Genomic DNA, 20,683 nt, shown 5'->3' with positions numbered 1-20,683 from the left:
GATGGAGAGTAAACGTCTGGACAGTGCCGCGCAGGCGGCGGGAATTAGCCTCAGTTACATCAATGCGCACGGCAAACCGCAGTCTATTGGTGCGGACACCAAAAGACGTTTGCTGGATGCCATGCACAAAACCGACGCGAAAGCGTCGGGTGCGCCGGTGCCGAACGTCAAGGTCTTTACCGCGGGCAAAAAGATGCCGCTGGCGGTGGAAGGGCGCGGCGAGTTCAGCTGGCTGCTCACCACCGAAGAGGGGCATCAGCACAAAGGCCATGCCACCGGCGGCAAAACCCTCAACCTTCCGGCGAAGCTGCCGGAGGGCTACCACACGCTTACGCTGACCCGGGACGACCAGCGTTTTCACTGTCGGGTGATTGTGGCGCCAAAGCGCTGCTATGAGCCGCAGGCGCTGCGTGAAGGCAAAAAGCTGTGGGGCGCCTGCGTGCAGCTCTATACCCTGCGTTCGGACAGCAACTGGGGCATTGGCGATTTTGGCGACCTGAAAAAGATGCTGGCATCTGTTGGTGAGCGCGGCGGCGCGTTCATCGGCCTCAACCCGATCCACGCCCTCTATCCGGCGAATCCGGAAAGCGCCAGCCCGTACAGCCCGTCTTCCCGTCGCTGGCTGAACGTGATTTACATCGACGTTAACGCGTTAGACGATTTCAAAAACAGCAAAGAGGCGCAGGCGTGGTGGAAGCTTGAGACCACCCAACAGCTGCTGAAACAGGCCCGCGATGCGGACTGGGTTGATTACGCCTCCGTTACCGCGCTGAAAATGGCGGCTCTGCGTCTGGCCTGGAAGGGCTTTGCGAAGCGTGACGACGAGCAGATGGCAGCCTTCCGCCAGTTTGTAATGCAGGAAGGCGAGAGCCTTTACTGGCAGGCAGCGTTTGATGCGCTGCATGCGTATCAGGTTCAGGAGGACGAGATGCGCTGGGGCTGGCCGGTGTGGCCGGAAGCGTATCAGTCCGTGGATACCCCGGAAGTGAAGGCGTTCTGTGAGACGCATGCCGACGAGGTGGATTTCTATCTCTGGTTGCAGTGGCTGGCGTACAGCCAGTTTGCCGCCTGCTGGCAGGTGAGCCAGGGCTATAACATGCCGATCGGGCTGTATCGCGATCTGGCCGTCGGCGTGGCGGAAGGCGGGGCGGAAACCTGGTGTGACCGTGAACTTTACTGCCTGAAAGCTTCTGTGGGGGCGCCGCCGGACATTCTTGGCCCGCTTGGTCAGAACTGGGGCTTGCCACCGATGGATCCGCACGTGATGGCGGCGCGTGCCTACGAGCCGTTTATCGACCTGCTACGCGCTAACATGCAGAACTGCGGCGCGTTGCGTATCGACCACGTGATGTCCGTGCTGCGCCTGTGGTGGATCCCGTACGGTGAAACGGCTGACCACGGGGCGTACGTGCAGTATCCGGTGGACGACCTGCTCTCAATCCTCGCGCTGGAGAGTAAACGTCATCAGTGCATGGTGATTGGCGAAGATCTCGGTACCGTGCCGGTGGAAATTGTCAGCAAGCTCCGCGACAGCGGGGTTTACTCCTACAAAGTGCTCTATTTTGAAAACGACCATGAGAAAACCTTCCGCGCGCCGAAAGCGTACCCTGAACAGTCAATGGCAGTCGCGACGACGCATGATCTTCCTACGCTCAGAGGCTACTGGGAAAGCGGCGACCTGACGCTCGGCAAAACGCTGGGTCTCTACCCGGATGAAGAGGTTCTGCGTGGGCTGTATCAGGATCGCGAGCTGGCGAAGCAGGGGTTGCTGGATGCGCTGCATAAGCATGGCTGTCTGCCGAAGCGCGCCGGGCATAAGGCGTCGCTGATGTCGATGACGCCAACGCTTAACCGTGGCTTACAGCGCTATATTGCCGACAGCAACAGCGCGTTGCTCGGTCTGCAACCGGAAGACTGGATTGATATGGCGGAGCCGGTAAACATCCCCGGCACCAGCTATCAGTACAAAAACTGGCGTCGCAAGCTGTCCACAACGCTTGAAGCGATGTTTGCCGATGACGGGGTGAACAGGTTGATTAAGGATTTGGATAAACGGCGAAAAGCAGCCGCGAAGAAGTGATAAAAAACCCGCCAGTGGCGGGTTTTTTATTGCCCGGTGGCGCTAACGCTTACCGGGCCTACGTGCATTAAGTAGGTCGGGTAAGGCATAGCCGCCACCCGACTTAATACATCAAACCACCATATTCAACAGCAGCACCCCGACCAGACCGCACACCGAAATAATGGTTTCCAGCGCGGACCAGGACTTGATGGTTTCACCGATGGTCAGGTTGAAGTACTCCTTGAACAGCCAGAAGCCCGGATCGTTCACGTGGGAGAAAATCACGCTCCCGGAACCAACCGCGATAACCATCAGCTCAGGGCTTACGCCCGTGGTCGCAATCAGCGGCGCAACGATACCGCCCGCGGTAATCGCCGCAACGGTCGCAGAGCCCAGCGCGATACGCAACACCGCGGCGATAGACCATGCCATCAGCAGCGGGGAGACGTTGGTTTCATGCATCATGGCAGCGATGTATTTATCCACGCCGCTGTCGACCAGCACCTGCTTGAACGCGCCGCCACCGCCGATGATCAGCAGCATCATGGCAATGATTTTGATGGAAGAAGTCAGCGTGTCGTTGATCTGATCCATGGAACGGCCACGGTTAAGACCGAAGGTGAACATGGCGATCAGGACCGCAATCAGCGTAGCCATCACCGGGTCGCCCAGGAACTCCGCAACGGACAGGAACGCGTGACCTTTCGGCAGAACCATCTCTGCTATGGCACGCATCGCCATCAGGATCACCGGTACCAGTGAGGTCCAGACGCTGACGCCAAAGCCTGGCATCTCTTCTTCAGTAAAGGTTTTGGCGCTGTACAGCCCTTCCGGGATAGGCTTATCAATGCCTTTCAGGAAGCGCGCATACACCGGGCCTGCCAGAATCACCGTCGGGATCGCCAGAATCGTACCAAACAGCAGGGTTTTACCCATATCGGCATGGAAGATGGTGGCGATAGCCGTTGGGCCCGGGTGCGGCGGCAGGAAACCGTGGGTGACGGACAGCGCCGCAGCCATCGGCACACCCACGAACAGCAGCGGGATGTTGGCGGCAGCGGCGATGGTGAACACCAGCGGCAGCATCAGCACGAAGCCCACTTCATAGAACAGCGCGAAACCGACGGTAAAACCGGTTAACACCACCGCCCATTGAATGTTCTTCTTACCAAATTTGTCGATCAGCGTGGTGGCAATACGCTGTGCGCCACCGCAGTCCGCGAGCATTTTACCGAGCATGGCGCCGAAGCCCATGATCAGCGCCAGGCTGCCGAGCGTACCGCCGACACCGGCTTTAATGGAGCTGATAACTTTAACCAGCGGCATTCCCTGCATCAGACCGACTGCAAGTGCCACCAGAACCAGAGCGATAAATCCGTTCATTTTGAAGCGGATCATCAAGAGCAGTAATAACACAACACCGATAGCGACGATGACTAATGGCATGATTGACCTGGCCTTTGAATTGTTATGGGTAACGTCATTGTTTCAACGACAAATTCCGGTTGTCCCAACTGGGAACAGAGTGTTAACGGCACTCATACTGATGCCTGCGAAAACGTTAAGTTTAGTCGGCTGTTATAAGGGTGTTGAGTGCCCACGAGAATGATACGGGTAACATGCGGTGATTGAGAATCACCCAGGGAGGCAAAATTTGAATTATGAGACGCAGGTCAACATACAGAGGGGGAGGCAAGAAAAAGTAGGCCCGGTAAGCGCAGCGCCACCGGGCAATACAGACGGGGACTGAATCAGTAGTAAGAGTGCTCGCCGCGCTGGTGCTCGGTCAGATCGCGCACGCCTTTCAGTTCCGGAAATTCGTTCAGCAGCTGCTTCTCGATCCCTTCTTTCAGGGTTACATCAACCATGGAGCAGCCGTTACAGCCGCCGCCGAATTGCAGGATCGCCAGACCATCTTCGGTGATTTCCATCAGGGAAACACGTCCCCCGTGGCCGGCCAGCTGCGGGTTGATCTGCGATTGCAGCAGATATTCCACACGCTCCATCAGCGGGGCATCGTCAGAAACTTTACGCATCTTCGCGTTTGGCGCCTTCAGCGTCAGCTGAGAACCCAGCTGGTCAGTGACGAAATCAATCTCCGCATCTTCAAGATACGGCGCGCTCAGCTCATCAACGTACGCGGTGAGCTGTTCAAATTTAAGGGCAGTGTCAGTTGCTTCCACAGCATCCGGAGGACAATAAGAGACACCACATTCTGCATTCGGAGTGCCTGGATTGATCACAAACACGCGGATCTGCGTCCCTTCTTCCTGATTTGCCAGCAGTTTGGCAAAGTGCGCTTGTGCAGAATCGGAAATACGGATCATAGCTTTGGCCTAATAGTTGACTAAATTACCTGGGTATAATCATACGCCCATTGAAGAAGGGCTACAAGGTACGGCACAGACACCATACCTGAACTGACGCGGCGCCGCTTTGCAAAAGCAGTCGGGAAAGTTCAGCCACGGTACTGCCCGTGGTGACGACATCATCCACAATCGCGATATGGAGGCCGTTGACCGGCAATTCAAGGCGAAAGGCGTTTTTCAGGTTCCTTTTGCGCGACCGGGCGTTGAGCCGGTGCTGAACGGCAGTGGCATGAGTACGTTTCAGCGCAGAGGCTGGGTACCGGCAACCCAGCCAGTGGGCGAGCGGACGGCACAGCAGGTCGCTCTGATTGTATCCCCGCCGCCAGTGCCGACGCTGAAACAGTGGCACGTTCACAAGCGTGTCGACCGGCGGCAGCCCGCGCGTTCTTCGCGCCTGTAATACCGCCAGTAACAACAGGCGTGCCAGGGGCTGCGCCAGTGCAGTCTGGCTGGAAAACTTAAACTGATGAACCAGACGACTCAGCGGCAAAACGTAATCATCTACCGCCACCAGCGCGCTCCACGGCGGCGCTTTTTTCAGGCAACGGCCGCAGGGGAGCGTCTGGCTTACGGCAGGCAAGCCGCATTGCGGACAGCCCTTCAGGTAACCCAGTGCTCGCGTGCAAACGGAACAGACGCCCCACGCGCTCATCGCAAGTGGCATTCGGCATAGCCAGCACAAGCCGGGCACTGTTAGCATACGCAACCTCCATGTGAAAAAAGAGAACGTTAACTGATGAAGACGCTGTGGTGGCAGACCGTTGGGACGGGAAATTGTCATCTTGTGCTGCTGCACGGATGGGGACTGAACGCCGAAGTGTGGCGTTGCATAAGTGAGGAACTGGCCTCGCAATTCACGGTACACCTGGTGGATCTACCGGGCTATGGCCGCAGCCACGGCTACGGCGCGATGACGCTCGACGACATGGCGGAGCAGGTTCTGGAAGCGGCGCCGCAAAAAGCCGTCTGGCTCGGCTGGAGCCTGGGCGGGCTGGTGGCAAGCCAGATTGCGCTGCGCCATCCTGAACGGGTCCAGGCGCTGATCACCGTTGCCTCATCACCCTGTTTCAGCGCCCGCGAGGCGTGGCCGGGCATCAAACCTGAGGTGCTGGCCGGGTTCCAGCATCAACTGAGCGAAGACTTCCAGCGGACGGTGGAGCGTTTCCTGGCATTACAGACGATGGGAACAGAAACCGCCCGTCAGGATGCGCGGACGCTGAAGCAGACGGTGCTTTCTCTGCCGATGCCGGAGGTTGAGGTGCTGAACGGAGGGCTGGAGATCCTGAAAACGGCCGATCTGCGCGAGCCGCTGGCGTCGTTAACGGTGCCGCATCTGCGTATTTATGGCTATCTGGATGGACTGGTTCCGCGCAAGGTGGTTCCGCTGCTGGATGCGCTGTGGCCGGAGAGTAAATCAATGGTGGTTGCCAAAGCGGCACATGCGCCGTTCATCTCTCATCCTGCTGAGTTTTGTTCGGCGCTGTCCGGTTTTATCAGCGAAGCGTCCACCACTCCCTGAGACAGGCTTTACCTTCAGGACAACTCTTACAACTGCCGGACAGACAACCGTCCGGCTCTTCCTGAATGCGCACGGCTTTCCCCATGGCCTCCAGCCTTTCCAGCATGGCATCGATCATCGGCTGCGGCGTATGCAGGCTGAGGCTGAGCTGCTTCGCCTCCATTCGCCCCTGTAACGCCAGTAAGTCACGAACCTGAATCAACGATGCCATCTTTCTTCCCCTTAGTGACAGTCGCCCGCAGGGCTGCTACAGCAGGTCGTCGGGGTTTTGCGCGTTGCCAGCAGGTTAACGTCAACGCGGCTACGCGCCCGGCGCAGCAGGCCAATCACCATCACGTTAAACAGGATCACCGCGAGGATACAGACCAGGCTGTAGCGCGGATGCTGGCTGTAATTGACGGCCTGATAAAACACGGTCGCCAGCGAGTAGGCAATGTTCAGCCCCCACAGAATGGAGAAGCCCATCCAGCCGCGGCTGGACTCACGGGCAATGGCGCCCATGACCGAGATGCACGGAATATAGAGCAGGACGAAGATCAGGTAGCTGTAGGCCGCCGACGCGCTGCCAAATTTCTGGCCCATCACGCCCATTGCTCCGGTCGCCATTTCGCCGTCGCCTTTGCTGGCTTCAATCGGGTTCGCCAGTACGCTCAGGCTGAAGGTGTCTTTCAGGCTCTGCCAGGTTTCTTCCACCGCGCCAAGCAGTTCATCGCCGAGGTTGAACGCTGCCGGATTAAACTCCTCTTCCTGGATGTTTTCCGCGGTGTAAAGCGTGTTCAGGGTGCCGACAACCACCTCTTTTGCCATCGCGCCGGTGAACAGGCCCACGGTTGCCTGCCAGTTGTCTTCCTGAACGCCAATCGGTTTGAAGACCGGCGTAATGATCCGGCTGACGGAGGCCAGGGCAGAGTCATTAATGTTGTCCGCGGCCTGGCCGCTCAGAGTGAAGCTGTTCAGGGCGCTCAGGAAAATGCTGACCACCACAATCACCTTACCGGCGCGCAGAACGAAGCCCTTCAGGCGCTGCCATGTCTGAATAATCAGGCTTTTCAGATGCGGAACGTGATAAACCGGCAGTTCCATCACGAACGGCGACGCTTCGCCACGCATGATGGTGTGCTTCAGCATCAGGCCGGTGAGAATAGCCATCACGATACCCAGCACATACAGGGAAAAGACGGCCAGCGCTCCTTCCTGACCAAAGAACGCCGCGGCAAAGACCGCGAAGATCGCCAGCCGCGCGCCGCAGGACATGAACGGCGCCATCATGATGGTCATCAGGCGTTCGCGCGGGGCATCCAGCGTACGCGCGCCCATGACTGACGGCACGTTACAGCCAAAGCCGACAATCAGCGGCACGAAGGATTTGCCCGGCAGCCCCAGCGCCTGCATCAGGCGGTCCATCACGAAGGCGGCGCGCGCCATGTAACCGGAATCCTCAAGGAAGGAGAGGAACAGGTACATCATGCCGATCTGCGGCACCAGCGGCAGGACGGTATTGATCCCGCCGCCGATCCCCTGCGCAAGGAAGATGGTCAACCATTCCGGGAAGTGGAGGGTGTAGCCCAGCCACTGAATACCGTGCACGAAGATAGCGACAGAGCCGCCATCAAAGATAGGTTGCAATGCACCGCCGATGTTAATGGCGAGCAGGAACATCACATACATCACCAGTAAAAAGATCGGTAAACCGAGGAAGCGGTTGAGCACAATCTTATCCACGGCGGCGGTGAAGCGGCTGGGTTCAGCGGTTAATGCATTGCTGACCACGTCACAGATAGCGGCAATGGCCTGATAGCGCGCATCCGCAATGTGCAGGGCCGGGTCATCCAGCTCGTCGCTCAGGCGAGCCTGTGCGACGTCCAGCTTATCCGCCGCATCGCCTGCGTAGGCGCGGCTGTAGATATCGCCTTCCAGCATTTGCAGGCCAAGCCACAGACGTTGTCTGGCGGGCATGCTGTTGTCCATCTCCTGCGCCAGCTGCCCGGCTTCGCGCAGCAGCGGCTGGGCATAGTGCACCAGTTCGACGTCGGCATTGCCCGTGTGGCGGTCAATCGCCAGCTTCAGGGCGTCAATGCCGCGCGCGCGGGTAGAAACCAGCGGAACCACCGGGCAGCCCAGACGGGCGGAGAGGGCATCGACGTCGATGCGCAGCTTTTGCTTCTCCGCGATGTCGAGCATGTTAAGCGCCACGATGCAGGGAATACCCAGCTCCAGCAGCTGTAACGTGAGATACAGATTTCGTTCGAGGTTAGAGGCATCCACCACGTTGATAAGCAGATCCGCGTCGCCGCTCAGAATATAGTGGCAGGCAATTTGCTCATCGAGAGAGGTCTGGGATGAAATCGTGGTGAGGGAATAGGTCCCCGGTAAATCAACCAGCGTGACCTGATTATCTGTCGTGGTGAACTGGCCTTCTTTGCGTTCCACCGTCACGCCTGCCCAATTTCCCACACGCTGGCGTGCGCCGGTTAACTGATTAAATAAGGTTGTCTTGCCGGAATTAGGATTGCCAATTAAGCCAATAGTTAATTTTTTCATTGTAATAGACTCACTGAAACCGCTGGCTTGTTAACGGGATAAAGATTCAACTTCAATTAATGCGAGGTCTTTTTTACGCAGAACCAGATTAACGCGTCGGGTTTCGATATGAACTGGATCGCCCAACGGCGCAACGCGCACAACCTGGAATGATGAGCCGGGTAGCATGCCCAGTGACAGGAGCTTCTGCCGATAGGCCGGGCTTATCTCACGGGTAAAACCGATAATTTTCCACGCACTGTCTGGAGTGAATTGCATAGCGCCTGATTCCACGATAGGTTAAATAATCTACACTGCGATGATAATGAGAATAGTTTTTATCAGCAATAATAAAAATGTGACGGGATGTTGTTAATCGTATTAATTTGCGGTCTGCTTGACCTTGCTCAATATTTTCGAAATTGAGGTGAAAATAAAAAGAGGGCTATTTGTTAATGAGGTGATAATTCGTGGTTTAAATATGGATACAACATATTTATTTTAATTCCCTGCGGCCTGCTTGCCGGGCGGCATTGCGTTTGCCCGGCCTACAAAACCGTAGGCCCGGTAAGCGTCGCGCCACCGGGCATTTACAGCATTAGCGTTTCTTACCCATCGCCGCTGCCAGCGCATCCATCATCGCGCTGTTGCCCGCCGGCTGTGCGTCACGTCCGCGTGGCTTCGCGGCTTTCGCTGCCGGACGCTGCTGTTCACGGCCACCGCCATTACCGCCACGGCGCGCGTTAGTGTCGCCCGGCTGCTCGTCCAGACGCATGGTCAGGGCAATACGCTTGCGCTGGAGATCCACTTCGAGCACTTTCACCTTCACGATGTCGCCCGCTTTGACCACGGTGTGCGGATCTTCAACGAACTTGTCGGCGAGGGAAGAGATATGCACCAGACCATCCTGATGCACGCCGATATCCACAAATGCGCCAAAGTTGGTGACGTTGGTTACCGCCCCCTCCAGCACCATGCCCGGCAGCAGGTCGTTCATGGTTTCTACGCCCTCAGCAAAGGTCGCGGTTTTAAACTCAGGACGCGGATCGCGGCCCGGTTTTTCCAGCTCTTTGATGATGTCGGTGACCGTCGGCACGCCGAACTGTTCGTCGGTGAAATCCACCGCTTTCAGGTTACGCAGCGCGCTGCTGTCGCCCATCAGGTCTTTCAGCGCTTGCCGGGTGGCGGCCAGGATACGCTCGACAACTGGATAGGCTTCCGGGTGAACGGTAGAGGCATCCAGCGGGTTATCGCCGTGATTGATGCGCAGGAAGCCCGCGCACTGCTCAAATGCTTTTGGCCCCAGACGGCTCACCTTCAGCAGCTGCTGGCGGTTCTGGAACTGACCGTTCTCATCACGCCAGGCGACGATATTCTGCGCCATCATACGGGTCAGGCCCGCCACGCGGGTCAGCAGGGGAACGGAAGCGGTGTTCAGGTCCACGCCGACGGCGTTAACACAGTCTTCCACTACCGCATCCAGCTTGCGCGCCAGCTGCGTCTGGCTCACGTCGTGCTGATACTGGCCCACGCCGATGGATTTCGGGTCAATCTTCACCAGCTCCGCCAGCGGATCCTGCAAACGACGGGCGATAGAGACCGCACCGCGCAGGGAAACGTCCAGATCCGGGAACTCCTGCGCTGCCAGCTCAGAGGCGGAGTAGACCGATGCCCCCGCTTCGCTGACGATCACTTTCTGCGCCGTCACTTTCGGGAACTGCTTCTGCACGTCGAGATAGAAACGTTCGGTTTCGCGGGACGCCGTACCGTTACCGATGGCAACCAGCTCAACGTTGTACTTCTCGCACAGCGCGGCGACGACGACAGCCGCTTTCGCTGCCTGACCGGTGTGCGGGTAAATGGTGTCGGTGGCAACCAGCTTGCCGGTGCCGTCAACCACAGCCACCTTCACGCCGGTACGCAGACCCGGATCGAGACCCATGGTGGCGCGCAGGCCAGCTGGCGCCGCCATCAGCAGGTCGTGCAGGTTACGGGCGAAGACGTTGATCGCTTCGTCTTCGGCGCGCTCGCGCACGGTGCCCATCAGCTCGGTTTCGAGGTGCATCAGAACCTTGATGCGCCAGGTCCAGCTCACCACGCCTTTGCGCCAGCTGTCCGCCGGGGCGTTGTTCAGGCGCAGACCCAGATGGTCGATAATGATCTGCTCGCAGTGACTCTCTTTTGGCGGCTCGTCAAACTGCGGATCGGCATTCAGGGAGAGTTGCAGCACGCCTTCGTTACGGCCGCGGAACATCGCCAGCGCGCGGTGAGACGGCGCGGTAGAAATGGGTTCGTGGTGATCGAAGTAGTCGCGGAATTTCGCGCCTTCTTCCTCTTTGCCGGACACCACGGTGGAGACGATATGCGCGTTCTTCCACAGGTAATCACGCACTTTGGCCAGCAGCGCCGCGTCTTCGGCGAAGCGCTCCATCAGAATATAGCGCGCGCCGTCCAGCGCAGCTTTGGTGTCCGCTACGCCTTTATCGGCGTCGATAAATTTGGCGGCTTCGGTTTCCGGATCGTGAGACGGCTCGTTCCACAGCAGATCGGCCAGTGGCTCAAGGCCGGCTTCGATCGCAATCTGCCCGCGCGTGCGGCGCTTCGGTTTGTACGGCAGATAGAGGTCTTCGAGCTCGGTTTTACTCAGGGTACCGTTAATGGCTTTTTCCAGGTCACTGGTCAGCTTGCCCTGCTCGCCGATAGATTTGAGGATCGCCTGACGTCGGTCTTCCAGCTCGCGAAGATAGCCCAGACGGGTCTCCAGGTTTCGCAGCTGCGTGTCATCCAGACCGCCGGTGACTTCCTTACGATAACGTGCAATAAACGGCACGGTGTTCCCTTCATCAAGCAGGCGAACGGCAGCTTCTACCTGTTCGGCTCTGGCCTGAAGTTCACCCGCAATAATGCGGCAGAGCGACTCTTTCATCATGGTCAGTTCATCTTGTGGATCGAAAATCAGGGGGATAGTTATACGGGCTGACACCAAAAAATGCCAGCCGGGGAGGGCGCTCTCGGACTATTTAACATACTCGATTTCGTTGACGTACCAGCTTGCTTCACCCGCAGGCGTCTGGACAACGGCTAAATCGCCTACCTCTTTTTTCAGCAGGGCGCGGGCCATGGGTGAGTCGATAGAAATGTAATCCTTACGACCGAAAATTTCATCGTAGCCGACGATACGAAAACGCAGGGTGTCGCCGCTGTCGTTTTCAATTTCGACCCACGCGCCGAAGAAGACTTTACCTTCCTGCTGCGGGGAGTAATCGACAATTTTGAGATTCTCGAGGCACTTCGTCAGGTAGCGTACCCGGCGATCGATTTCGCGCAGCCGCTTTTTATTGTACTGGTAGTCCGCATTCTCGCTGCGGTCGCCCAGGCTTGCTGCCCAGGTGACTTTTTTGGTCACTTCCGGACGCTCTTCGCGCCACAGGTAATCCATCTCTTTTTTGAGTTTCTCGTACCCTTCACGGGTGATCAGAGGCGTTTTCATGGTGCAGCCTTTAATGCCGGTTAACTGTCTTTGCGCACAATACGTAGCGCACAGTGTAACAGACAAGATTAATAATGATTTATGTGATGAAATGAACAGATAAGCTGCTGTTAAATATGCTTTGTAACAATTTCGTCTAGAATTTATACCAGAATTTGCTGGTCGAACCCGTGCACTTTTTTAGAATACGCTGTTCCAGGCTTATCCGAACCTTTGGGAGTACACACAATGCAAGAGAACTACAAAATTCTGGTCGTAGATGACGACATGCGCCTGCGTGCGCTGCTGGAACGTTATCTGACCGAGCAGGGCTTCCAGGTTCGTAGCGTCGCGAACGCGGAACAGATGGATCGTCTGCTGACGCGTGAATCCTTCCACCTGATGGTGTTGGACCTGATGCTGCCTGGCGAAGACGGGCTCTCTATTTGCCGCCGTCTGCGCAGCCAGAGCAACCCGATGCCGATCATCATGGTGACGGCGAAGGGTGAAGAAGTTGACCGTATCGTCGGCCTTGAGATTGGCGCTGATGACTACATTCCAAAGCCGTTCAACCCGCGTGAACTGCTGGCGCGTATTCGCGCCGTGCTGCGTCGTCAGGCGAACGAGCTGCCGGGCGCGCCATCTCAGGAAGAGGCCGTCATTGCATTCGGTAAGTTCAAACTGAACCTCGGCACCCGTGAAATGTTCCGTGAAGATGAGCCAATGCCGCTCACCAGCGGCGAGTTCGCGGTGCTGAAAGCGCTGGTCAGTCACCCGCGTGAGCCGCTCTCCCGTGACAAGCTGATGAACCTGGCGCGTGGTCGTGAATACTCCGCGATGGAGCGTTCTATCGACGTGCAGATCTCTCGTCTGCGCCGTATGGTGGAAGAAGATCCGGCGCATCCTCGTTATATTCAGACCGTGTGGGGTCTGGGCTACGTGTTTGTCCCGGACGGCTCTAAAGCATGAGGCGAATGCGCTTCTCGCCGCGAAGTTCGTTTGCCCGCACGCTGTTATTGATCGTCACCCTGCTATTCGTCAGCCTGGTGACGACCTACCTGGTGGTGCTGAACTTTGCAATCCTGCCGAGCCTTCAGCAGTTTAATAAGGTGCTGGCATACGAAGTGCGTATGCTGATGACCGACAAACTGCAACTGGAGGACGGCACGCAGTTGGTTGTTCCCCCGGCGTTCCGTCGGGAAATCTACCGTGAGCTGGGCATTTCTCTCTACTCGAACGAAGCGGCGGAAGATGCCGGCCTGCGCTGGGCGCAGCACTATGAATTCCTCAGTCAGCAGATGGCGCAGCAGCTTGGCGGCCCGACGGAAGTGCGCGTTGAGGTCAATAAAAGCTCGCCGGTTGTCTGGCTGAAAACCTGGCTGTCACCCAACATTTGGGTGCGTGTTCCGCTCACCGAGATTCATCAGGGCGACTTCTCGCCGCTGTTCCGATACACCCTGGCGATCATGCTGCTGGCCATCGGCGGCGCATGGCTGTTTATTCGTATCCAGAACCGACCGCTGGTCGACCTGGAGCATGCGGCATTGCAGGTCGGTAAAGGTATTATCCCACCGCCGCTGCGCGAGTATGGCGCATCGGAAGTGCGCTCGGTAACGCGTGCGTTTAACCACATGGCGGCAGGCGTTAAACAGCTGGCGGACGACCGTACGCTGCTGATGGCCGGGGTCAGCCATGACCTTCGCACCCCGCTGACGCGTATCCGGCTGGCAACAGAGATGATGGGCGAGCAGGATGGTTATCTTGCAGAGTCCATCAACAAGGATATCGAAGAGTGTAACGCCATCATCGAGCAGTTTATCGACTACCTGCGCACCGGGCAGGAGATGCCGATGGAGATGGCGGATCTGAACGCGGTTCTGGGCGAAGTGGTTGCCGCCGAAAGCGGCTACGAACGTGAAATTGCGACCGACCTTCAGGCAGGTGAGATTCAGGTACGTATGCATCCGCTCTCCATTAAACGCGCGGTGGCGAATATGGTGGTCAACGCGGCGCGGTACGGCAACGGCTGGATCAAAGTCAGCAGCGGTACGGAACTCAACCGCGCCTGGTTCCAGGTGGAAGACGATGGTCCGGGCATTAAGCCTGAGCAGCGTAAGCACCTGTTCCAGCCATTTGTGCGCGGCGACAGCGCGCGCAGCACCAGCGGAACCGGCTTAGGCCTGGCGATTGTGCAGCGTATTGTTGATAACCATAACGGACTACTGGAAATTGGCACCAGCGAGCGGGGCGGTTTGAGCATTCGTGCGTGGTTACCGGTGCCGGTTTTACGGGGGCAGGTGAAAGAGAGTTAAAAAAGGGGGGCCTGATGCCCTCACCCCGGCCCTCTCCCACGGGGAGAGGGAGAAAACATTAAAAAAGGCAACTTTCGTTGCCTTTTTGCTTTTACCTTGGTCCCGCACTCACCAGCGCAGCACCGGCCGGGGTGTCGGTATACTTCTCGAAGTTTTCGATAAACAGTTTCGCCAGCGATTCAGCCTTCTCACGCCACTGTTCCGGTGAACCGTAGGTGTTACGCGGATCCAGGATACGCGTATCCACGCCCGGCAGTGCTGTTGGGATCGCCAGATCGAACATCGGCAGCGTAAAGGTCTCAGCGTTATCCAGCGAACCATCCAGAATCGCGTCGATGATGGCGCGTGTATCTTTGATGGAGATACGTTTGCCCGTACCGTTCCAGCCGGTGTTCACCAGGTACGCCTGGGCGCCGGATGCCTGCATGCGTTTCACCAGCACTTCCGCGTACTGCGTTGGGTGCAGCGACAGGAACGCCGCGCCGAAGCAGGCGGAGAAGGTTGGGGTTGGCTCGGTCACACCGCGCTCGGTACCCGCCAGTTTAGCGGTAAAGCCGGAGAGGAAATGGTACTGCGTCTGGCTGGCGGTCAGGCGGGAAACCGGTGGCAGCACGCCGAACGCATCCGCGGTCAGGAAAATCACCTTCGTGGCATGACCCGCCTTCGATACCGGCTTGACGATGTTCTCGATGTGGTAGATCGGGTAAGAGACGCGGGTGTTTTCCGTTTTCGAGGCATCGTCGAAGTCGATAGAACCATCGGCACGCACGGTGACGTTTTCCAGCAGCGCATCGCGGCGAATCGCGTGGTAGATATCCGGCTCTGCCTCTTCCGACAGGCGAATGGTCTTCGCGTAGCAGCCGCCTTCAAAGTTAAACACGCCGTCATCATCCCAGCCGTGTTCATCGTCGCCAATCAGACGACGTTTTGGATCGGTGGACAGCGTTGTTTTACCGGTGCCGGAAAGGCCGAAGAACACTGCTACATCGCCTTTTTCCCCGACGTTCGCCGAGCAGTGCATGGAGGCGATACCGCGCAGCGGCAGCAGGTAGTTCATGACTGAGAACATCCCTTTCTTCATTTCGCCGCCGTACCAGGTACCGCCGATCAACTGGATACGCTCGGTCAGGTTGAAGGCGATGAAGTTTTCGGAGTTCAGACCCTGCTCTTTCCACTGCGGGTTGGTGCATTTCGCGCCGTTCATCACGATAAAGTCAGGGGTGAAGTCTTGCAGTTCTTCATCGGTCGGACGAATGAACATGTTCTTCACGAAATGCGCCTGCCAGGCCACTTCAGTAATGAACCGTACGGAGAGACGGGTGTCGGCGTTAGCGCCGCAGAACGCATCAATAATAAACAGACGCTTGCCGGAAAGCTGATGGGTGACAAGTCCTTTCAGATGCTGCCAGGTTTCCGGGGAGAGCGGTTTGTTATCGTTCTTCCCTTTGCCCTTATCAGCCCACCACAGCGTATCGCGGGTGGTGTCGTCTCGGACGATATACTTATCTTTAGGCGAACGACCGGTAAAAATACCCGTATCGACGGCGATAGCACCCAGGTTCGTCAACACACCGCGCTCGTATCCTTCCAGTGCCGGATTGAGCTCTTCCTGATACAGCGTATCGTAATCGGGGTTGTAGACCACTTCCTGGACGTCGTGAATACCATAAGCCTTGAGATCTTGCGGGGTTAAACCATTAACACGCATATCACTGCTCCTTAGCCAATATGTACTGCCTGAAATTGTAGGGTTTTTCTGGGGATGTTAACCGCGACGGGGCTCATAGATTTACGTATCTGGTCAAAACCCTTACTAACGGAAAACGCTGCGACTCCAGTCACAGGGCGGGCAGATTATCGCAGGAATCGCTTTTTGGATGGGGAAAATGTTCTTAAAAGGTTAATCTCTGGTGAATTTATCCAGAAGAATGTGAATGTAATCGCATACATGTAAGAAAATTACGTAAGGGTTACATTGGGAAAACGATTCAGCTTGGGTGGCGTTTTTTACCCCTCACCCAAAGGGGTGAGGGTGTTCAAGTTCCCTCTCCCCGTTGGGGAGAGGGTTAGGGTTAGGGTGAGGGGAAAGAGGTTTAGTGAACCTGCGGGTCCGCTGGAGAGGCGTTATTGCGGATCTCCGCGATATCCATGGAATTGAACACGTAGTGCGTACCGCAGTAATCACAGTGCATATCGATCTCACCGTCTTCCGCCATGATGCTGTCGATCTCTTCATCCGGCAGCGTTTTCAGGGCGCCAGCACAACGCTCGCGAGAGCAGGTGCACTTAAATTCCACATCCTGCGGATCGTAAACCGTCACTTCTTCTTCGTGGTACAGACGCCACAGCACGTCGGTCGCCGACAGGGTGAACAACTCTTCCGCTTTGATGGTTTCCGTCAACGTTGCCAGATGCTCGAAATCATTGGTCTGCGCATCCTGCGCAGGCAGAACCTGAAGCAGCATACCACCGGCAGCAGGCTGACCATCCACTTCACCGGTGCGGATGAACAGGCGGGTTGGCAGCTGTTCGGAACGCATGAAGTAATCTTCCAGGCAGGCGGCAAGCGTGTCGCCTTCCAGACCGACAACGCCCTGATAGCGCTCACCCTCTTCAGGCGAGATCGTGATAACCAGGTAGCCATTTCCGACCAGCGTTTTCAGATCCGCATTTTCAGGGATATCGCCCTGAACGCGCGCCACGCCGCGCATCTGCTGCTGGTTATTGCCGTTGATCACCGCCAGCGACATCGGGCCATCACCCTGCAACTGAACGGTAATATCGCCAGCGAACTTCAGCGTGGCGGTCAGCAGGCTGGTGGCAACCAGCAGTTCGCCCAACAGGGTTTTCACCGGCAGCGGGTAGTTGTGGTTTTCCAGAATCTGTTTCCAGGTTTCGGATACGGTGACCAGCTCGCCGCGCACGGCGAATTGTTCAAACAGATAGCGGTGTAATTGGTCGTGTTGGGCCATTTTCATCTCTCGTGCAGGTGAGGGTTACTCGCTCTCACCGTGTTTAAATTTCATCAGATCGCGGCGCTCTTTTTTATCCGGTCGCCGGTCCGGGTGAGGCATGGTCAGCGCATTCATCTTGCGCGCCAGCGCGGTTTTCTCGCGCTTCTCTATGCTTTCGGCCGTCTCTTCATACAGCAAAACGGCTTCGGTTGCGGGCCGCCGCTGCTCGGTAATGGCTTTCACCACCACCGTTTTCTCATCGTTGCCCTGGCGAAGCGTTAGCGTGGCATTCAGTTCAACCAGCTTGCTCGGTTTGCTGCGCTGACCGTTGTAATGCACCTTTCCGCCATCAACCATTTCACGGGCAAGGGCGCGCGTTTTGTAAAAACGGGCGGCCCACAGCCATTTATCCAGTCTTACCCCATCAGAGGGTTTTTCTTTCATGGCGTCTCCTTCACGGTGAGTGAGGGGATCATCCGGCGATAGTCGTTCAGCCCCGGATGTCGCAGATAGCTTTTTTCAGCCAGGCCGGAATCCGGATTAGTCACGCCCAGACAATAGCGAATGCCAAAAGCGGCCGCAGAATCCAGAATCGGCTCGCTGTCGTCAATAAACAGCGTGCGTTCAGGCTGTAAACCGGTCTCTTCCACCACGGCATGCCACAACCGCTGATCCTCTTTCGGATAACCAAATGTGTGGGTGGAAAGCAATAAATCAAGGTGTGAAGCAAGACCGGTATGTTCCAGCTTCACGGCCAGGTTATGGGGATGAGCATTCGTCAGCAAAATGCGGCGCTTACCGCAGGCTTTCAGCGCATCCAGGAACGGGACCGTATCGTCGCGCAGTACAGCGCGTGCGCCCTGGGCGGTGGTCATGGCACAAATATCCAAACCGAGTCGCTCGCTCCAGTAGTCAAGACAGTACCAGTTTAGCGTATGCTGCACCGCGCTATATTGCGAACGAATGAATTCCTGCGCTTCCGCCGGGGAGATCCCCTGCTGTTCACCGTATGTTTCCGGGACCAGCTTTTGCCAGAAATAGTTATCAAAGGCGAGATCAAGCAGCGTGCCGTCCATATCAAGCAGGACGGTATCGACCGCCTGCCAGTCGATATTAAGATGCATAAGGGGGAACTCCAGCCAGAAGAAACGTGCGCGACAGGGTAGCACAACTTGTCGCGCAGGGACGTTATCCGATCAGGCTCTCGGAAGAGGAGATCAGTTTCGGGTTCAGGCAATTTTCGTAGTAGGCCTGGATTTCTGCCAGCCGCGTGCGGGAACGCTGATAGCGGCGTACGGCCTGATAACCGTTCCAGACAATGCACGCCAGCATTGCAATCAGCAGCAGGGATGTCCCTATATAGCGCCACAGGCCAGCGCTATCCGGCATACGGTGCAGGCCAATATGACGCGTGCCGTTGGCGTCGGTAAAGAGGGTGGTGACGATCCCTTCCGCGCTGAATGGCGTCTGCATCAGCATCTGCGCCAGACGCTGGAATTCGCTCCACTGCTCCTGGGCAGGATAGTCATACAGCGAAACCTGCGGATAAGGTTGATCTACCAGGTCGCTGCCTTCATCGCTGGCAATCACAAAACCGCCGGGCGCCGGGCTGTTAAGCGCCTGGGCGGCACGGGTGGTTTCACGCATCACGAAGGGGGCGGTAGAGGTCGCCACCAGGTTATCCAGCGACTCGGCGCTGACCGGACGCAGAAGCACGTTCACACCGTCCAGGCGTCCCGCTTCGGCCCGTTTCACCAGCGCGTCCCAGTCTTTGCTGTTGCCGAGATTGACCAGCGCGTTCTTGAGCCGGATACAGTCATCCTGGGCGGAACAGAGATCCTCTGTTTTCAGGACGATTTCGCCAAAGTCATCCAGCAGTACCATGCCCGACTTCTGAATAGCCGAACGCAGGGCAGGGCTGACGCGAGAATCATCATCCGGTTTTGGATGGAGCTGGCGATTAATCGTCTGGGTGAGCGCAGTGGCCTTGTTGACCACATCTGATTCCGGCAGCGGCAGCGGAGAGGCGTCATTCCAGATGATCTGAGAGCAGTCGAACGGCGCGAACGGCGAGTTCTGGCGCGTGTTCCAGGCGCCCGGCGTGTGGATATTACACATCCCGGTGCCTTTGAGGCGCAACGTATCTCCCACGCGTACACCCGCTTCTTCGAGCTGCTGTACGCTGGTGGCTTCCACAGTTTGCGCCCCTTTGATCCACGACAGGGTAAATTTAATCGGCATATCCAGCGGCACGAAGAGCAGCAGCATGACGAAGATTAACGCGGCACCACCGGCAATCACCGCGCTGCGGAGCCAGTGCTGAAGCGGGAAGTTTTTCACTTCGTCGTGCAGGGATAAGTAGCGCCCCTGGCGTACAACGTGGCGGTCGAGATAGATATCAATATCCGTTTTGTGGCCAAGGTCCTGCGCTATCCACGGCTGCCAGTGGCGCGGATAGATAAGATCGATGATCCCGAGCGAGATATTGTTGATATGTTCCTGATCGTTCTCACCGAACAGTCCCCAGCGTTTTGGGGTTCCGCGCAGGCAGTGAATTTCGCGTAATGACGTTTTTGCCGGCGGAGCAAATATGCCCCACAGCCCGGCGGCCAGAAGCAGTACTGCGCCACCCGCGAGCCACGGAACAAACACGTCCGGCGTCAGCAGGCAGATGAAAAAGAGCAGGAACGAGGCGACAATCAACACCGCTTCGCGAATGCCATCCGGGCGGCTCAGGACGTACTCTTCATGCGTCTCCTGGCGGATGTTCAGCAGTTCGATCTGCTCAGTCTCTTCACCGCGAATAGAGGCCTGCGTTCCGCTTGCGCGTTCCAGCGCAAAGCGTGGCGCTTCCTGAACATATTCGCTCAGAGTATGACCATTGAGGGAGATAACCAGCGGCAGCGTATCGGTATGGATGAGCTCGACGCTGTTTTCGTCGTTAATATACTGCTCCCAGAAGGGAGGCAGGTGCACTTCAACAGAGTCGAGATAGTAACGCCACTTGTTGGGATCGTCGGTTGTAATACCGTAGCGGGTAATGGAGCGCGTTACGCACAGAACGGTGTCACTTTGGGCGTTCAGGTTGAGCGATACGGGGGCGGCGCTGGCGCCGGTAGGGCCAGGCGAAAGCCGGGATCGGTTCAGCGTGTCGAGATACTGCTCAACGGTGCTGCGTTCCTCTGGCGAAAGCTTGCGCGTGTTTGCCCCGGCAAACGCGTTCAAAAAGGGCAGCCGATAACGGCGATGTACGCGGCGCCTGAATACCCACACCGCAATCGACGCGCAGGCCAGCACAGCAGCGAGAAAAATCAAAATGGTGCTCATGCTTTCCCCATCTTACTTATCTTCTTACAGGTGTTGTCAGTCGCACCTTTTGTACAATGAATGAGATTCTGTGGTCGGCTATCGGCAAGTATGGAGTCTAACTTGAGCATGTTGACGCGCATCCCAGTGACCGGTAATGATAACAAAGCCT

Annotated in this window: 17 protein-coding genes; 4 read left to right on the top strand and 13 right to left on the bottom strand. The window is 57.0% G+C overall.

Annotation, left to right across the window (positions count from 1 at the left end; translation table 11 throughout):
• Window position 1 precedes the first annotated feature (1 nt).
• Window positions 2-2,080: a 4-alpha-glucanotransferase gene (gene malQ / locus FZF21_RS20360; protein ID WP_045348705.1), complete on the top strand. Its 2,079-nt coding sequence runs from the start codon at window positions 2-4 to the stop codon at window positions 2,078-2,080.
• Window positions 2,081-2,191: 111 nt separating this feature from the next.
• Here the strand turns inward: malQ and gntT are convergent, their stop codons facing one another.
• From gntT to gntX, 3 genes are all read right to left on the bottom strand, one after another.
• Window positions 2,192-3,508: a gluconate transporter gene (gene gntT, locus FZF21_RS20355; RefSeq protein ID WP_017384145.1), complete on the bottom strand. Its 1,317-nt coding sequence runs from the start codon at window positions 3,506-3,508 to the stop codon at window positions 2,192-2,194.
• Window positions 3,509-3,813: 305 nt separating this feature from the next.
• Window positions 3,814-4,389 carry a Fe-S biogenesis protein NfuA gene (gene nfuA, locus FZF21_RS20350; protein WP_003861601.1) on the bottom strand — a complete coding sequence of 192 codons (576 nt, stop codon included), beginning with the start codon at window positions 4,387-4,389 and terminating at the stop codon, window positions 3,814-3,816.
• 61 nt (window positions 4,390-4,450) lie between these two features.
• Window positions 4,451-5,131 carry a DNA utilization protein GntX gene (gntX, locus tag FZF21_RS20345; RefSeq protein WP_017384146.1) on the bottom strand — a complete coding sequence of 227 codons (681 nt, stop codon included), beginning with the start codon at window positions 5,129-5,131 and terminating at the stop codon, window positions 4,451-4,453.
• Between the two features lie 36 nt (window positions 5,132-5,167).
• Here gntX and bioH point away from each other — a divergent pair, with 36 nt between their 5' ends.
• On the top strand, window positions 5,168-5,950 hold the full coding sequence (gene bioH, locus FZF21_RS20340) for a pimeloyl-ACP methyl ester esterase BioH (protein ID WP_015571444.1): 783 nt from the start codon (window positions 5,168-5,170) through the stop codon (window positions 5,948-5,950).
• Here bioH and feoC read toward each other — a convergent pair.
• The 5 genes from feoC to greB form a co-directional block, all read right to left on the bottom strand.
• Window positions 5,925-6,161: a [Fe-S]-dependent transcriptional repressor FeoC gene (gene feoC, locus FZF21_RS20335; protein ID WP_017384148.1), complete on the bottom strand. Its 237-nt coding sequence runs from the start codon at window positions 6,159-6,161 to the stop codon at window positions 5,925-5,927. The genes bioH and feoC overlap by 26 nt on opposite strands.
• 11 nt (window positions 6,162-6,172) lie before the next feature.
• The gene (gene feoB, locus FZF21_RS20330; protein WP_015571442.1) at window positions 6,173-8,491 is read right to left on the bottom strand and encodes a Fe(2+) transporter permease subunit FeoB; all 2,319 of its coding nucleotides are present in this window, start codon (window positions 8,489-8,491) and stop codon (window positions 6,173-6,175) included.
• Window positions 8,492-8,521: 30 nt separating this feature from the next.
• Window positions 8,522-8,749 (bottom strand): ferrous iron transporter A, encoded by a 228-nt coding sequence (feoA, locus tag FZF21_RS20325; protein WP_003861611.1) that lies wholly within the window; start codon window positions 8,747-8,749, stop codon window positions 8,522-8,524.
• Window positions 8,750-9,068: 319 nt separating this feature from the next.
• Complete coding sequence (locus FZF21_RS20320; protein ID WP_015571440.1) at window positions 9,069-11,399, bottom strand: Tex family protein; 2,331 nt, start codon at window positions 11,397-11,399, stop codon at window positions 9,069-9,071.
• 87 nt (window positions 11,400-11,486) lie between these two features.
• Window positions 11,487-11,960, bottom strand: a complete 474-nt coding sequence (greB, locus tag FZF21_RS20315) for a transcription elongation factor GreB (protein WP_017384149.1) — start codon at window positions 11,958-11,960, stop codon at window positions 11,487-11,489.
• 228 nt (window positions 11,961-12,188) lie between these two features.
• On the opposite strand from greB, the gene ompR reads away from it, so the two are divergent.
• Together ompR and envZ are read left to right on the top strand one after the other, a co-directional pair.
• Complete coding sequence (gene ompR / locus FZF21_RS20310) at window positions 12,189-12,908, top strand: two-component system response regulator OmpR (RefSeq protein ID WP_001157751.1); 720 nt, start codon at window positions 12,189-12,191, stop codon at window positions 12,906-12,908.
• Window positions 12,905-14,251, top strand: a complete 1,347-nt coding sequence (gene envZ, locus FZF21_RS20305) for a two-component system sensor histidine kinase EnvZ (protein WP_003861615.1) — start codon at window positions 12,905-12,907, stop codon at window positions 14,249-14,251. Before ompR ends, envZ begins: the two co-directional genes overlap by 4 nt.
• 91 nt (window positions 14,252-14,342) lie before the next feature.
• Here envZ and pckA read toward each other — a convergent pair whose 3' ends face one another.
• From pckA to FZF21_RS20280, 5 genes are all read right to left on the bottom strand, one after another.
• Window positions 14,343-15,959 carry a phosphoenolpyruvate carboxykinase (ATP) gene (pckA, locus tag FZF21_RS20300; RefSeq protein ID WP_015571439.1) on the bottom strand — a complete coding sequence of 539 codons (1,617 nt, stop codon included), beginning with the start codon at window positions 15,957-15,959 and terminating at the stop codon, window positions 14,343-14,345.
• A 385-nt stretch (window positions 15,960-16,344) separates the two neighbouring features.
• Window positions 16,345-17,223, bottom strand: coding sequence for an Hsp33 family molecular chaperone HslO (gene hslO / locus FZF21_RS20295; RefSeq protein ID WP_023304550.1), 879 nt, complete (start codon window positions 17,221-17,223; stop codon window positions 16,345-16,347).
• Window positions 17,224-17,247: 24 nt separating this feature from the next.
• Entirely contained in the window at window positions 17,248-17,649 is a 402-nt protein-coding gene (hslR, locus tag FZF21_RS20290; RefSeq protein ID WP_003861618.1) for a ribosome-associated heat shock protein Hsp15, read from the bottom strand.
• The gene (gene yrfG / locus FZF21_RS20285; RefSeq protein ID WP_000550486.1) at window positions 17,646-18,329 is read right to left on the bottom strand and encodes a GMP/IMP nucleotidase; all 684 of its coding nucleotides are present in this window, start codon (window positions 18,327-18,329) and stop codon (window positions 17,646-17,648) included. The genes hslR and yrfG overlap by 4 nt, the downstream gene beginning before the upstream one ends.
• Before the next feature lie 64 nt (window positions 18,330-18,393).
• A complete protein-coding gene (locus FZF21_RS20280; RefSeq protein WP_017384151.1) occupies window positions 18,394-20,532 on the bottom strand; it encodes an intracellular growth attenuator family protein in 2,139 nt (712 codons plus the stop codon).
• Window positions 20,533-20,683 lie beyond the last annotated feature (151 nt).

The sequence above is a fragment of the Enterobacter sp. LU1 genome (assembly GCF_008271405.2).
Classification (GTDB): Bacteria; Pseudomonadota; Gammaproteobacteria; order Enterobacterales; family Enterobacteriaceae; genus Enterobacter; species Enterobacter hormaechei_C.
The sequence above is the reverse complement of the archived record's forward strand: the minus strand, read 5'-3'. Positions and strand labels throughout refer to the sequence as shown.